Source organism: Deinococcus sp. Marseille-Q6407, assembly GCF_946848805.1.
Lineage (GTDB): Bacteria > Deinococcota > Deinococci > Deinococcales > Deinococcaceae > Deinococcus.
This window is the reverse complement of record NZ_CAMPFU010000002.1, coordinates 911,195-923,715: the sequence shown is the minus strand read 5'-3', so window position 1 is coordinate 923,715 and position 12,521 is coordinate 911,195. Positions and strand designations below refer to the sequence as shown.

The following is a 12,521-nucleotide window of genomic DNA, read 5'->3' as shown; positions in this document are numbered from 1 at the left end:
CCATATGCCGCCGGGCCCAAGCGTCCTCGCCCAGGCGCAACTTCTGCTGGGTGGGACGGAGGGCGAAAAACGGAGCACACTGAAAGGTTCACTGACCCGGCCACAATACACCATTGTGAAAACTGGGTAAATATTCAGCCGCCTGCTGGCCCGGGCCGGCCGCGCTGCCTGTAGCCCAGGGGCAGGCGCATGAGCGTGTGCAGCAGCGCGGTGCGGCGTCAGGCAGGCACTAAGATAGAAAGGTATGGAACTGAACATCAACAAGAACGTGATGCGCGACATCGTCATGGCCGCTGTGGAGGACATTGACGGCATCTGCATCGCGCCTGTGCCCAACCCGGTTGGTGAGGTGCTCAAGGACAGCGAGACGGCCATGCTGCCCCGGGCGCTGCGCCTGACCCAGTCGCCTGAGGGCCGTTTTAGTGTGGACCTGGGCCTGAATGTGGATTACGGCCAGAACCTGCTGGACCTGGCCGCCCGCGCCCAGCGCTCGGTGGCCGAGAACCTGGAACTGATGTGCGGCTGCCAGGTGGACGCGGTGAATATTTCGGTGCTGGGCGTGTCGTTGCCGGCCAACCCGCGCGGCGCCCAGGCGGGGGCACTCTCTTGACCCGCCGCCGTGAACGCGGCGCCCCCAGCGGCAGCCGCCGCGCCGCCCGCGAGTTCGCCTTCCGCGCCCTGTTTGAGTCGGAGCGCGGCGAGCTGCCGCTGGAACAGGTGTTTATGCGCACCGCCGCTCAGATGCACGAGGGCGGCGACGACACCCTGACCCCGCTGACTCCCGAAGCTGTGGCTTTTGCCCGGTCGCTGGCCGAGGGCCTGGACATGCACTGGGAAGAGGTTCAGGACGCGCTGCACCGCACTATCCGGGGCTGGTCCTTTGACCAGATGGCCCAGACAGACCTGAACATCCTGCGCCTGGCCGCCTACGAGATGATGTTCACCAGTGAGCCTCACCCCCCGGTGATCGAGAGTGCCGTGCGGATTGCCCGCAAGTTTGGCGGCGAGGATTCGGGCCGTTTTGTCAACGGCGTGCTGGGCACCCTCAGCCGCAGCCTGGCCGAGCAGGCCCGCAGTCAGGACCGGCAGCCGGAAGCGGGCGCGGCGGAGGAAAGTGCCGCAAACGACGCTCTGGCCGGTTCCCCGGCCGAGCAGGACTAGGCGGTGCCGGCCCTGAATCTGGCCGGCCGGCCGGTGGCCGAGCAGCTGCTGGCCCGGGCAGCCGAGCGGGTGCAGCACCTGCCGCGTGCGCCCCGGCTGGCGCTGGTGCGGGTGGGCGACGACCCCGCCAGCGAAAGCTACGTGCGTTCCAAGGACAAGAAAGCGCATCAGGTCGGCATTCAGAGCGAGGTTCATGCCCTTGCGGAAAGCACGTCCTCGGCCGAGCTGCTGGCTCTGGTCGAGCGGCTGAATGCCGACCCCGGGGTAGACGGCATTCTGGTGCAGCTGCCGCTCCCGGCCCACATCGACGAGGAGCCGGTGCTGCTGGCGATAAACCCCGCCAAGGACGTGGACGGCTTTCACCCGGTGAACGTGGCGCAGATGTGGGCTGGCCGCGCTCGGCTGAATCCCTGCACGCCGGCCGGCGTTCTGGAGTTGCTGGCCTTTTACGGCATTCCGGTCGCGGGACGGCGCGCCGTAGTGGTGGGCCGCAGCGAGATCGTGGGCCGGCCAATGGCCGCCATGCTGCTGGGCCGTGACGCCACCGTGACCATCGCCCACAGCCGCACCGCCGACCTGGGCGCCGTAACCCGCGAAGCCGACATCCTGGTGGTGGCCGTGGGCCGCCCGCAGTTCATCACACCCGAGATGGTGAAGCCGGGCGCCACCGTGATCGATGTGGGCATCAACCGCACCGAGGTGGACGGCAAAGGCAAAATCGTGGGCGACGTTCACCCGGACGTGGCTGGCGTGGCCGGCGGCTTGACCCCGGTGCCGGGTGGCGTGGGGCTGCTGACGGTGGCGCAGCTGATGGCCAACACGGTGACGGCGGCGGAACTGCGGCGGCTGGACCGCTGAACCGGGCACCGGCAGCCCCTGCCCTGCGGCCCTCGGCCTTACCGCTGGGGGCCGGTTTTTGGCTACGCTGGGGCATGGGCAGACGCGAACGCTTTTCGCAGTACGAGTGGGCTGCATGGCCGGATGAAGGCTTGCAACAGGCTTACCGAGTGCCCTTTTTGGAGGATCTGGCCGTTGTACGGGTGGACTGGCGACAGCTGCCTTTCACCAATCCCTATGAGCTGCAAATTGACGTATGGCCCATGACGGCGTTGAGGCCAGAGCGTCTGCTCAAGCTGACCTGGACAGACCGGGTTTATGCGCTTGAACTGTATCCGGAGGAATATTCGCAGCCTTTTGCCGAAACTTGCTCCTGGCGCGGCGACTCGCCGGATTCGTCTTTTCTGGAAGTGATGAACGACCCGGACCCCTGGGTCACCGAAATTCTGCTGGAAAATCCGAGCTACGGAGTTTTCCCTCTGGGCGGGCGCCCGGTACAGGTGCATCCCGATACCTGGGAGCGCAACAAAGGAAATGAGGGCTGGGAGACGCCTACAGGCCGCTTTTCTCCGCCAGGGTCATGCCCCGCGCCTCTGGCCCTTTCCCAGGAGGCCGAGCTGGAACAACCCTGCCCCCGCTACCGTCACCTGTTTATTTCTTCTCTGTCCATGATGGTAGAAATTCTCTGTGAGGGCCTGCCGCGCTGGGAGTGGGTGGAAATCCCCGAAGGCAACTGAAGCCAGGGCTTAGACTGTCGGGCATGAGCTTCGAGTCGCTGCCCCAGCTAGAGATGGACGGTGGGGAATCCACCACCCTGCCCGCATTCGCCGCCATTCCGCGCCGCCAGACCGTGAGCGTGAACGTGGGCGGGGTGATGGTGGGATCGGCCCATCCCATCGTGGTGCAGAGCATGACCAACACCCACACCGCTGACGCCGAGGCCACCGCCATGCAGGTGGCGCAGCTGGCCCGCGCCGGCTCGGAACTGGTGCGCGTGACGGTGAACACCGGCGAGGCCGCCGCCGCCTTGCCCGAAATCGTGCAGCGGCTGGCCGACCTCGGCATTCAGGTGCCGATTGTGGGCGACTTTCACTACAACGGCCACAAATTGCTACGTGAGCACCCCGAAGCAGCCCGGTTGCTGGCGAAGTACCGCATCAACCCCGGCAACGTGGGCGCCGGGCAGCGGCACGACGCCAACTTCGCCACCATGATCGAGGTGGCCAAGGAGTACGGCAAGCCGGTGCGGATCGGGGTGAACTGGGGCAGCCTGGACCAGCAGGTGCTGGCGCGGCTGATGGACGAGAACGCCGCCCGGGGCAACCCGCGCAGCCCCACCGACGTGACCATCGACGCGATGGTGGTCTCGGCGCTCGAATCGGCAGCCTACGCGGAAAAGCTGGGGCTGCCGCACGACAAGATCATCATCAGCGTCAAGGTGAGCAGCGCCCCCGAGCTGTGGGCGGTATACCGCCGGCTGGCCGCGCAGTGCGACTACCCGCTGCACCTGGGCCTGACCGAAGCCGGCATGGGCATGAAGGGCATGGTGGCGACCTCGGTGGCGCTGGCCCCACTGCTCACCGAAGGCATTGGGGACACCATCCGCGTGAGCCTGACGCCGGAGCCGGGCGCCAGCCGCAAGCTGGAAGTGGAAGTGGCCCAGCAGATTCTGCAGAGTCTGGGCCTGCGCCAGTTTTTGCCACAGGTCACGAGTTGCCCCGGCTGCGGGCGCACCACCTCCACCTTCTTCCAGAGCCTGGCTCAGAAGATTCAGGACTATATCCGTGACCAGATGCCCGAGTGGAAGGCCCGCTACCCCGGTGTAGAAGACATGCAGGTGGCGGTAATGGGCTGCGTGGTGAACGGCCCCGGCGAGAGCAAGCACGCGCACATCGGCATTTCGCTGCCTGGCACCGGCGAGGACCCCCGCGCCCCGGTGTATCAGGACGGCCAGCTGCTGACCACCCTGAAAGGCCCCCGCATTGCCGAGGACTTCCAGGAATTGCTGGAAAAATACGTGCGGGAGCATTACGGCCAGCCACAGGTCTGAAAGCTGGGAGACCTCTGGAGCATGGGTCGCCTACCGCCTGGTCTATGAACGCTGGGGCGGGGAGCCTCAGCCGCCAGAGGTGGTCAGTGGTTATCTGGCCGAGGTGGCCCGGCGGCATGGCTGGACCTGGCACCCCGAACCCGGCGACCTTTACCAGCTGCGTGCTGTGGACCGCTTCGGCGCCAGCCTGGGCTGGGTGTTGCTGAGCAGCAACATTGCTGCTGTGGCGGCTGCGCCCTGCCAGCCCTATGTGACGCCCTGGCCTTTGCTGGGTGCCGGATTGTTGGATACGGGGCCGCTCTGGGACGCCCTCAGTGCGTCTGGTGTGCTGGTATTGCCGGACCCTGCCTGGCTGACCGCCGACCTTACTTCCAGCGAGCGGGCTAGACTGCTCGCCTCGGCTGCCGGCAATGGCTGGGAGGCGAAAGCGGTACAAAAGGAACGCCCCGGCACGCGGGCAGAGGTGCTCTTCAACACTTGGGACTGAGAGACTAAGACTTACACCAGCTCGTACAGGCCGCCCGCCACATCACGCAGGCGGCCTTCTTCTTTCAGCCGCCGGATCACGTGAATGGCCTGCGCCTCGGTCAGCGGGGAAGAGGCAGTCACGTCGGCCAGGCTGAAGCGCCCGCCGCAGCGGTAGGCCAGCCGCAGCAGCATTCGCTCCTGCACGTCGGCTGCGTCGGCACGGTTTTCCCGCGAGCCGAACAGCCGCCACAGCGCGTAGCCGGCCGCGACCCCCAGCAGCAGGGCCACCGGCATCATCCGCACGGCAAAGTCGGGGTCGGCGGCGCTGTCGGCCAGCGCGCGGGCCTGGGCGTGGGCCGCCGCAATCTGCTCGGGGGTGGCGTTTGCGGCCGCTTCCAGCCGGCGGGCGTCGCCGCGGGCGCCCAGATAACGGAAAATGGCCCCCAGGTTGCCATGCACGTAAAAGGCGGCAAAAGAAATCAGGCTGAAAGCGAAACCGAAAGTGGCCGCCGTCAGGGTCCGCAGAAACGTCATGGCGCCCATGCTACCCCTGGCCGGGAGGCGGCGGGCCGGGGCCGACTATACTGGCAGGCAATGAGCAGTTCGCAGCGGCAAAAATTCGGACTTGGTACGCCTTCTTCCTGGGGGTTGGGGGCCCTCCTGTTGCTGCCGGTGGGCCTGGGCAGCTGTGCCCGGCAGAACGACACCTTCCAGCCCCGCATCGTGGTCACGTCGCCCGAAGGCGGCGGGGTCGCCAAGGCCGACGACCTTTATCTCAAGGGCTACGTGATGGACGACCGCGGCGCCATTCAGCTCACCATCAACGATCAGGCTGTGCCGCTGGACGAGGGCAGCACCAAGATTCGCTACTTCAACTACCGGCCCAAAGTGCAGGGCGATAAGAACACCTTCGTGTTCAAGGCCCGCGACCGCGCCGGCAACGAAAGCAACCTGACCATGAACCTGGAACTGGACCCCCAGCCGCCGACCGTGCAGATCACTTCCTTCGAGCGCTTTGGTAAGACCATCCGGGTGGCGGGCGTGGCAACCGACAACGATCAGGTGGCCGAGGTGCTGGTGGACGGCCGCCGCCTGAACATCGCGGTGGACCAGAAAGTCACTTTCTATGCCGAAACGCAGGGCATCTACGCCGACGTGACCGTGATTGACCGCGCCGGCAACAAGGTCGAGCGCCGCGTTCAGTAAGGTGACCCGCTCAGGTGATTCAGTAGAGTGGTGAAGTCCAGCAAGACGGCACGGTCAAGTCCAACAGCACCCCGCCGCCTGACCCCGGCCGAGCTGCCGGCTCCGGACTGGTGGCCGGCTGCCGCTGAGGCACTGCTGGCCGCCCATGGCTATGGCCCACAGGGCCTGGCGCTGACCCCCAACCCCGAGCCGCTCGACGGCCTGATTCGCCTGATTCTGGCCCAGCAGAACACCTGGGCGGTGGCGCAGCGGCAGTGGGAAGCCCTCAAAGCCGCCTACCCGCGCTGGGAAGCGGCGCTGCTGGCCGAGCCGGATGAGATCGCGGCTGTGCTGAAAGGCGCTGGCGGTGGCCTGGCGCAGTCCAAGGCCAAAAGCATCTGGGGCATTTTGCAGCGGCTAGCAGAGGAGCGGGGCCAGCCCTCGCTGCGTTTCCTGCGCCGCCTGCCGCCCACTGAGGCCCGCGCTTTCCTGCAAGGGCTGCCTGGCGTGGGCCGGCGCACCGCCAGCTTGCTGCTGCTGTTTCATCTGGCACAGCCGGCGGCGGCCGTGGACGGCAATATCGAGCGGCTGCTGCACCGGCTGGAAGTGGTGCCGCCCGGCTGGAAGGCCGACCGGCAGGAAGAATGGCTCGAAGGCGTGCTGCCCGCTGATGCCGCCTACCGCGCCGCTTTTCACCGGGCCGGTGTGCGGCATGGCCGCGAGATTTGCACCCGGCGCGACCCGGCCTGTCCCGCCTGCGTGCTGCGGACGTGGTGCTCCTCGGCGCAGTTTTTTATGGGTGATGGGAATGCGGCCGCGCGCCCCACTGACTGAATGGGGTCCCAGTCTGAAACCTCCAACTGGAACGGCCGCGCCGACTGTGCTCTGCTGGCGCCGGTCAGCGTGGGCCATCTGCTAAACTGGACTGTTTATGCGTGTCTACGTACTGAGCGTGAGCAGCAGCCGGCTGAAAGTGGGGCTGGCGGATCTGACCCTGCCGGCCAGCGAGGGCGGCCCCGGGGCGCCTGAAGCGCTGGGGCCGGACGGCCGGCTGACCCTGAATCTGACCCGGGCCGACCTGCCGGTGGGCGACGACCTCCTCAACGGCACCGGCCTGAACCTGGAAAGCACCCTGGCGTATCTGGATCGCGAAACGGCCGACTGGCCCCGCCCCGACGCGGTGGCGACCCTGGCGCAGTGGGAGGACTCTTTTATGCTCGGCCACTGGGCGGCCCGCCCACAGGTCATCCGCACCGAGCCGGAGCAGTTGCCGCTGGCGCAGCAGAACCTGCCTACTGGAGCGGTGCTGGGCACCCGCGGCCTGCAACTGGCGATTGCCTGGGCACAGGCCCTGGGCGTGCCGCTGCTGACCGTGCCGCTGCCCCAGAGCGCCGAGCTGCCCCCTGAAGCCCGCGAAACCGGCATTCCGGGCCTGCGCCGCGAGCCACGCTTTCACGTGCTCAATTCGGAAATGGCGGCCCGTGAGGGAGCTTTCAACGTGGGTAAGCGTTTCAGTGAAGCGGCGGTGGTGGCCGCTCACCTGGGCAGCACCAGCAGCGTGACGGCCTATCAGGGCGGCCGGGTGGTCAACACCACCGGCTCGGGCCTGTTCGGCGGTCCGCTGGGGCTGCGGCAGGCCGGAATGCTGGCTCCTGCCACCTTGCAGCGCCTCTGGGAAGAAGCTGAGCAGGGCCAGCAGACCGCGCACCCCTGGACCGAGTTCTGGACCGGCGGAGGTGGGCTGCGTGCCCTGACCGGCTGCGGCACCGTACATGAGCTGATGACCAGCGAGGACAGCAGCCCGCAGGTGCAGGCGGCCGCCGCCGCTTTCGTGCATCAGGTGGCCTGCGCGGTGGGACAGCAGGTGGGGGCGTTGACCGTGCGCCCCGACGCCATCGTGCTGGCCGGCCCGCTGGCCCGCTGGGACAGCGTGATGGACCGCCTGGAAGCCCGGCTCAGCTGGATGGCCCCGGTCTTTGTTATCCCCGGCGACCCGGAATTCGAAGCGGTGGCCCGCGCCGCCGGCCGGGCGCTGATGGGCTGGGCGCCGGTGTCGGCCTGGCCGCCGGTGGCGGAAGATCTGGTACCGGAAGAAGCCGCTGGCCAGACTCAGGCTGTACAGCCGGCCCAGGCAGCGCAGACGGCTCAGCCGGCCGCTGAGCAGCCTGCTCCCAGCGCGTTACACTGAGCGGGCAGATGAAGCACCGAGGCCGCCGCCGCGAAACCGATCACACCCCCATCCGCGCCACCGCGATGTGGCGGGTGGATCAGGTGTTTCTGGCCCGTAAAGGTCAGCGGCTGGAAGTCACCTGCTCGCTGGTGAATGACCAGGGTGACCTGCGCAACCTCTCGGTGGTGGCTCCCACCTCCGACCCGGCCGAGGCGGTGCGGCATGCGGCGCAGTACGTGGCGGCTAAGGGCAACGTGTACTCGGCCAGCGAGGCGCGGCTGCGTTGGGCCCACGCCCAGATGCACACCGAGCAGGACGCCCTGGAGCGCGACTTCGAGCTGGAAGACGAGTTCTTTGACGCTTTCGAGGAAGTGCGCTTGGAAGTGCTGGACCGCCTCAGCTGAGTTGAGCCTCTCCCTTGACAGAACTGCCCAGCGGGGTTATTCTCTTTGAGCGCTGGAAACAGCCAAACGAAATAACGCAGGGTAGAGCAGTCTGGTAGCTCGTCGGGCTCATAACCCGGAGGTCGCAGGTTCAAATCCTGTCCCTGCAACCAAAGACATCACCCCCGCCGCGGGGTGGTTTTTTTTATGCTTTGTTGACCGCTTCTTGGGATCTGCCGCTCCGCCGGCGCCTTTGGTAAGGTGCCGCAGTGTTGTGCCCTGCTGGGCGCGGGATGATGGGGCTATGACTCAGAGTGAACATGGAACCGAACAGGCCATCTTTGCCGGTGGTTGCTTCTGGTGCACCGAAGCGGTGATGCTGCGGGTGTGCGGTGTGCAGCGGGTGGAAAGCGGCTATATCGGCGGCCGGCGCCCCAATCCTAGCTACGAACAGGTCTGCACCGGCGTCACTGGCCATGCCGAAGCGGTACGGGTGACCTTCGACCCTGCGCAGGTGACTTACCGCGACCTGCTGCACATCTTCTTCGGCACCCACGACCCCACCAGCCTTAACCGTCAGGGCGCCGACCGCGGCACCCAGTACCGCAGCGCCCTTTTCCCGCTGAACGATGCCCAGCGCGCCGAAGCCCAGGCCGTGATTGACGAACTGAACGCCAGCACCTACGACGGCCGCATCGTAACCAGCCTTGAGGACAACAGCGAGTTCTACGTGGCCGAGGACTATCACCAGGATTACTTTGCCAACAACCCCCAAAACCCTTACTGTGGCGCTGTGGTGGCCCCCAAGGTCGCCAAGCTGCGGCAAAGCTACTCGCACTTTCTCAGCGAGTAAGCGCGCTCTAGGCTGGGCAGGTTTTTAACCACTGGCACGGCCCTTTCTGTCATCTTCAGGCTTTTGCCGCAGCCGGGCGAAAGCCTGTTATGTTGAACCATGCAGCAAGTTGTGGCCGTCATCGGAGGAAGCCCGCAAGATACCCGGCTGGGCGCTGAAATTCTGCGCCCGCAGGGAGTCAGGCTGCTGGAGCGGCCCATCTCAGACTCGCCACGGTCGCAGACCCGCTTTCAGAACGCCGACCCGGCAGCCCGGCAGGATCATATGCGCGGCGTGCTGCGCGAGGTGCAGCAGCAGGGGGCGCAGGGCGTCTATGTGTACTGCAACTCGCTGAGCGGCTCCACCGACTTGCCCAGCCTCAGCCGCGAGTTGGCCCTGCCGCTGGTCACGCCGCTGCACGCTTACCGCGAGTGGGCCGGGGAATACCGCGCCCTGGGCGTCATGGCGGCCAATGCCAGCGGCCACGCCGGGATTGAGCGCACCTTGCTGGAAGCCAACCCACAGCTGCGCCTGACCCAGTTCGGCAGCCTGGACCTGGCCGACGCTGTCGAGGAGGGGCGCCCGCCGGAAGAAATTGTCCGCGATTTCCACCTGGCCGAGCTGACCATGCTGCTCTCGCAGTTGGGCGCGCAGGCCATCGTGCTGGGCTGCACCCACTTTCCAGCGTTCCGCTCGGCGTTGGCACCACTCAGCCCGGTGCCGCTGCTGGACCCCGCCAACGAGATGTGGCGGCAGCTGGCGCAGCAACTGCTCTAGGGAGAATCCTGCGGCCGGGCGCGTCTGGCTTGCCCGGCTTCTGTTATGCTGCTGGGCGGTAGACGGAAAGGCCGTCTGCGTTATTCATCCTTTTTTCCAGCAGTCCCGTGAGGCTGCACCCGCCCCGTGAGGCAGGAGAAGGAGCGACGAAATGAACCATTCCCTGATATGCCGTCAGCCCGAGCTGAACGGTGATTTTTTTTGTGCGCCGCTGTGCCTGAGCGGAGGCTGCCATGCCTGACGCCGCACAGCCCAAAGCCGTGATTCTGGACAGCCACGAGGTGCGCCGCGCCATGACTCGCATTGCCCACGAGATTATCGAGCGCAACAAGGGCGCCGAGGGCCTGGCCCTGATCGGGGTACATACCCGCGGCATTCCCCTGGCCGAACGCCTGGCCGCCAAGCTCAGTGAACTGGAAGGGGTCGAGGTGCCCACCGGCAGCCTGGACATCACCCTGTACCGCGACGACCTGAGCGAGGTGGCCCGGCAGCCGATCATCCGCGAGACGCAGGTGCCGTTCGACCTGGCGGTGCGCCGGGTGATTCTGGTGGACGATGTGCTGTTCACCGGCCGCACCGTGCGCGCCGCGCTCGACGCCCTGATTGACATCGGCCGGCCCAGCGGGATTCAGCTGGCGGTGCTGGTGGACCGGGGACACCGCGAACTGCCGATCCGCGCCGACTACGTGGGCAAGAACCTGCCCACCGCGCAGGACGAGGTGGTCAAGGTGAAACTGCAGGAAACCGACGGCACCGACAGTGTAGAGCTGTGGGACGGCACTGCGTTGAACAGTGCCGCGCTGAGCGGCGCCGCGCAGGACGGGGAAGGAGAGCGCGCATGACTGCCACAGGAATAGCTGGCCGCCCCAGACATCTACTGGACTTTCAGGACTGGTCCCCGGAGCGCCTCGGTGCCTTGCTGGACGGAGCCGACACCATGCTGAATGTGCTGTCGCGGCCGGTGAAAAAGGTGCCGGCCCTGCAGGGCCTGAGCGTGTGTACTGCGTTTTTCGAGAATTCCACCCGCACCAAGACCAGCTTTGAGCTGGCCGCCCGCCGCATGAGCGCCGACGTGGTGAGCTTTGCGGCCGGCAGCTCCAGCGTGAGCAAAGGCGAATCCTTGCGCGACACGGTCGAAACGCTGACCGCGTACCAGATGGACGCCTATATCGTGCGGCACTCGGCTTCGGGGGCGGCGCATCTGGTGGCCCGTTACTCCGGCAAGCCGGTGATCAACGCGGGCGACGGCCGCCGGGCCCATCCCACCCAGGCGCTGCTGGACGCTTACACCATTCGCCAGCAATACGGCGAGCTGCAGGGCAAAAAAGTGGCAATCGTGGGCGACATTCTGCACAGCCGAGTGGCCCGCTCCAACGCCGAGCTGCTGCCCAAGCTGGGCGCCGAGGTGGTGCTGTGCGGCCCCGCCACGCTGCTCCCGCTGGAACTGGGGCAGATGCCGGGCGTGACCGTGACCACCGACCCGCGCGCGGCGGTGCGCGGTGCCCACGCCGTGATGGCGCTGCGGCTGCAAAAAGAGCGGATGCAGGGCGGCTACTTGGCGTCCATGCAGGACTATATCGACACCTATCAGGTAAATGAGGCCCTGCTGGCCGAAGCCGAGGACGGCGCCATCGTGCTGCACCCTGGTCCGATGAACCGCGACCTGGAAATCAGCAGTGAGGTGGCCGACGGTGAGCGGAGCCGCATCCTCAAGCAGGTCGCCAACGGTCAGGCCGTGCGGATGAGCGTGCTGTACCACCTGCTGGTGGGCCGGGACTAGGACCGGATGAGCCAGCGGAGGCAAGCTGTGAGCATGAGTGCGAATGATCAACTTAGATCAAACCGGCGCACCCTGCCGCTGCTCTTTGCTCTGGTATTGCCCTCGGCGGCGCTGGCGTGCAGTCCGGCAGAGCCGATGATCCAGACCTGGGACGCGGGCACTCTCCCACACGGCTGGGAATCACGGCCCTGCAGCGCCGACTGGCAGCGGCAAGCCGGCGAGTTCGGGCGGGTGAGCTGTTACCAGCTGCCGGCTGGTACCTCTACGACCCGCATTGCCCAGGATGCCTGGCTGACCACCCTGGACCAGCTGTTGGTCGGGCACCCCGGCCCCCAGCACCAGCGGCTGACACGAACCTTTGGTTCGGAAGAAGTGCTGGACATTTATAACAAAGGGCAGCGGGGTATCTTCGTGAATTCCCTGTGGCAAAGACCTGCAGAGGCTTTCCTCCGTGACCAGCTGCGGGGAGTGGCCCAGGCGGCTCAGAAGCCAGGCGCGCAGCTGCCGGCGGGCCGCCCCGCCTGGCTGGGCGATGAGCGCCGGCACTGCAGCGAGCTGGCACCGCTGGATCACCGCTTTTTTGCCAGTTGCCGGGCAGAACTGCGCACCATGCAGGACGTGGACATTACGAGTGCCTCCGGTGAAACCCGGCTGGCACCGCTGCTCACTTTTCGCCTGCGCGCTGCGGCTGGGCTGCCGGCTGAACTGACGACTCCCCGTGATTATGCGGCTTATCTGACGGCCGGCGGCGGGTGCGCCGAAACCAGGGTTGCCGGGCTGAATGCCAAGCAGTACGCCGGCGTCTGGCCTCTGTATTGACTCTCCTGCATTGACTTTCCTGCCTGCTCCACCTCCGCTTTCCGTTTCTTCTCATTTCT

Annotated in this window: 16 protein-coding genes and 1 tRNA gene; 16 read left to right on the top strand and 1 reads right to left on the bottom strand. The window is 66.5% G+C overall.

Annotation, left to right across the window (positions count from 1 at the left end; genetic code table 11):
• Nucleotides 1-244 precede the first annotated feature (244 nt).
• The 6 genes from OCI36_RS06465 (at nucleotide 245) to OCI36_RS06440 (ending at nucleotide 4,535) form a co-directional block, all read left to right on the top strand.
• Complete coding sequence (locus OCI36_RS06465; protein WP_261664257.1) at nucleotides 245-610, top strand: Asp23/Gls24 family envelope stress response protein; 366 nt, start codon at nucleotides 245-247, stop codon at nucleotides 608-610.
• Nucleotides 607-1,161 carry a transcription antitermination factor NusB gene (gene nusB, locus OCI36_RS06460; protein ID WP_261664256.1) on the top strand — a complete coding sequence of 185 codons (555 nt, stop codon included), beginning with the start codon at nucleotides 607-609 and terminating at the stop codon, nucleotides 1,159-1,161. The genes OCI36_RS06465 and nusB overlap by 4 nt, the downstream gene beginning before the upstream one ends.
• A gap of 3 nt (nucleotides 1,162-1,164) precedes the next feature.
• Nucleotides 1,165-2,019 (top strand): bifunctional 5,10-methylenetetrahydrofolate dehydrogenase/5,10-methenyltetrahydrofolate cyclohydrolase, encoded by an 855-nt coding sequence (locus OCI36_RS06455; RefSeq protein ID WP_261664255.1) that lies wholly within the window; start codon nucleotides 1,165-1,167, stop codon nucleotides 2,017-2,019.
• Between the two features lie 74 nt (nucleotides 2,020-2,093).
• Nucleotides 2,094-2,735, top strand: coding sequence for a hypothetical protein (locus OCI36_RS06450; protein ID WP_261664254.1), 642 nt, complete (start codon nucleotides 2,094-2,096; stop codon nucleotides 2,733-2,735).
• Between the two features lie 23 nt (nucleotides 2,736-2,758).
• On the top strand, nucleotides 2,759-4,048 hold the full coding sequence (ispG, locus tag OCI36_RS06445; protein WP_261664253.1) for a flavodoxin-dependent (E)-4-hydroxy-3-methylbut-2-enyl-diphosphate synthase: 1,290 nt from the start codon (nucleotides 2,759-2,761) through the stop codon (nucleotides 4,046-4,048).
• Nucleotides 4,049-4,127: 79 nt separating this feature from the next.
• Nucleotides 4,128-4,535 carry a hypothetical protein gene (locus tag OCI36_RS06440; protein WP_261664252.1) on the top strand — a complete coding sequence of 136 codons (408 nt, stop codon included), beginning with the start codon at nucleotides 4,128-4,130 and terminating at the stop codon, nucleotides 4,533-4,535.
• An 11-nt stretch (nucleotides 4,536-4,546) separates the two neighbouring features.
• On the opposite strand, the gene OCI36_RS06435 is transcribed toward OCI36_RS06440, so the two are convergent.
• Nucleotides 4,547-5,050, bottom strand: a complete 504-nt coding sequence (locus OCI36_RS06435; RefSeq protein ID WP_261664251.1) for a hypothetical protein — start codon at nucleotides 5,048-5,050, stop codon at nucleotides 4,547-4,549.
• 60 nt (nucleotides 5,051-5,110) lie between these two features.
• Between OCI36_RS06435 and OCI36_RS06430 the strand changes: the two genes are divergently transcribed.
• From OCI36_RS06430 to OCI36_RS06385, 10 genes are all read left to right on the top strand, one after another.
• The gene (locus tag OCI36_RS06430) at nucleotides 5,111-5,722 is read left to right on the top strand and encodes a hypothetical protein (protein ID WP_261664250.1); all 612 of its coding nucleotides are present in this window, start codon (nucleotides 5,111-5,113) and stop codon (nucleotides 5,720-5,722) included.
• 30 nt (nucleotides 5,723-5,752) lie between these two features.
• Nucleotides 5,753-6,535 (top strand): endonuclease III domain-containing protein, encoded by a 783-nt coding sequence (gene nth, locus OCI36_RS06425; RefSeq protein WP_261664249.1) that lies wholly within the window; start codon nucleotides 5,753-5,755, stop codon nucleotides 6,533-6,535.
• A 97-nt stretch (nucleotides 6,536-6,632) separates the two neighbouring features.
• Nucleotides 6,633-7,889, top strand: coding sequence for a butyrate kinase (locus tag OCI36_RS06420; RefSeq protein WP_261664248.1), 1,257 nt, complete (start codon nucleotides 6,633-6,635; stop codon nucleotides 7,887-7,889).
• 8 nt (nucleotides 7,890-7,897) lie between these two features.
• Complete coding sequence (locus OCI36_RS06415; RefSeq protein WP_261664247.1) at nucleotides 7,898-8,275, top strand: hypothetical protein; 378 nt, start codon at nucleotides 7,898-7,900, stop codon at nucleotides 8,273-8,275.
• Between the two features lie 75 nt (nucleotides 8,276-8,350).
• Nucleotides 8,351-8,427 (top strand) — tRNA-Met (locus OCI36_RS06410).
• A gap of 131 nt (nucleotides 8,428-8,558) precedes the next feature.
• Nucleotides 8,559-9,107 carry a peptide-methionine (S)-S-oxide reductase MsrA gene (gene msrA / locus OCI36_RS06405; protein ID WP_261664246.1) on the top strand — a complete coding sequence of 183 codons (549 nt, stop codon included), beginning with the start codon at nucleotides 8,559-8,561 and terminating at the stop codon, nucleotides 9,105-9,107.
• A 99-nt stretch (nucleotides 9,108-9,206) separates the two neighbouring features.
• Complete coding sequence (locus OCI36_RS06400; RefSeq protein WP_261664245.1) at nucleotides 9,207-9,863, top strand: aspartate/glutamate racemase family protein; 657 nt, start codon at nucleotides 9,207-9,209, stop codon at nucleotides 9,861-9,863.
• 233 nt (nucleotides 9,864-10,096) lie between these two features.
• A complete protein-coding gene (gene pyrR, locus OCI36_RS06395) occupies nucleotides 10,097-10,705 on the top strand; it encodes a bifunctional pyr operon transcriptional regulator/uracil phosphoribosyltransferase PyrR (RefSeq protein WP_261664244.1) in 609 nt (202 codons plus the stop codon).
• Nucleotides 10,702-11,643, top strand: a complete 942-nt coding sequence (locus OCI36_RS06390) for an aspartate carbamoyltransferase catalytic subunit (protein ID WP_261664243.1) — start codon at nucleotides 10,702-10,704, stop codon at nucleotides 11,641-11,643. The genes pyrR and OCI36_RS06390 overlap by 4 nt, the downstream gene beginning before the upstream one ends.
• A 33-nt stretch (nucleotides 11,644-11,676) precedes the next feature.
• Nucleotides 11,677-12,462 carry a hypothetical protein gene (locus tag OCI36_RS06385; RefSeq protein ID WP_261664242.1) on the top strand — a complete coding sequence of 262 codons (786 nt, stop codon included), beginning with the start codon at nucleotides 11,677-11,679 and terminating at the stop codon, nucleotides 12,460-12,462.
• Nucleotides 12,463-12,521 lie beyond the last annotated feature (59 nt).

Excerpts from the sequence above, each read along its gene's own strand:
- OCI36_RS06415 (WP_261664247.1), top strand. The coding sequence starts at position 7,898 with ATGAAGCACCGAGGCCGCCGCCGCGAAACCGATCACACCCCCATCCGC.
- OCI36_RS06435 (WP_261664251.1), bottom strand. The coding sequence starts at position 5,050 with ATGACGTTTCTGCGGACCCTGACGGCGGCCACTTTCGGTTTCGCTTTC.
- OCI36_RS06385 (WP_261664242.1), top strand. The coding sequence starts at position 11,677 with ATGAGTGCGAATGATCAACTTAGATCAAACCGGCGCACCCTGCCGCTG.
- OCI36_RS06390 (WP_261664243.1), top strand. The coding sequence starts at position 10,702 with ATGACTGCCACAGGAATAGCTGGCCGCCCCAGACATCTACTGGACTTT.
- OCI36_RS06400 (WP_261664245.1), top strand. The coding sequence starts at position 9,207 with ATGCAGCAAGTTGTGGCCGTCATCGGAGGAAGCCCGCAAGATACCCGG.
- OCI36_RS06420 (WP_261664248.1), top strand. The coding sequence starts at position 6,633 with ATGCGTGTCTACGTACTGAGCGTGAGCAGCAGCCGGCTGAAAGTGGGG.
- OCI36_RS06430 (WP_261664250.1), top strand. The coding sequence starts at position 5,111 with ATGAGCAGTTCGCAGCGGCAAAAATTCGGACTTGGTACGCCTTCTTCC.
- pyrR (WP_261664244.1), top strand. The coding sequence starts at position 10,097 with ATGCCTGACGCCGCACAGCCCAAAGCCGTGATTCTGGACAGCCACGAG.
- ispG (WP_261664253.1), top strand. The coding sequence starts at position 2,759 with ATGAGCTTCGAGTCGCTGCCCCAGCTAGAGATGGACGGTGGGGAATCC.
- OCI36_RS06465 (WP_261664257.1), top strand. The coding sequence starts at position 245 with ATGGAACTGAACATCAACAAGAACGTGATGCGCGACATCGTCATGGCC.
- OCI36_RS06450 (WP_261664254.1), top strand. The coding sequence starts at position 2,094 with ATGGGCAGACGCGAACGCTTTTCGCAGTACGAGTGGGCTGCATGGCCG.
- msrA (WP_261664246.1), top strand. The coding sequence starts at position 8,559 with ATGACTCAGAGTGAACATGGAACCGAACAGGCCATCTTTGCCGGTGGT.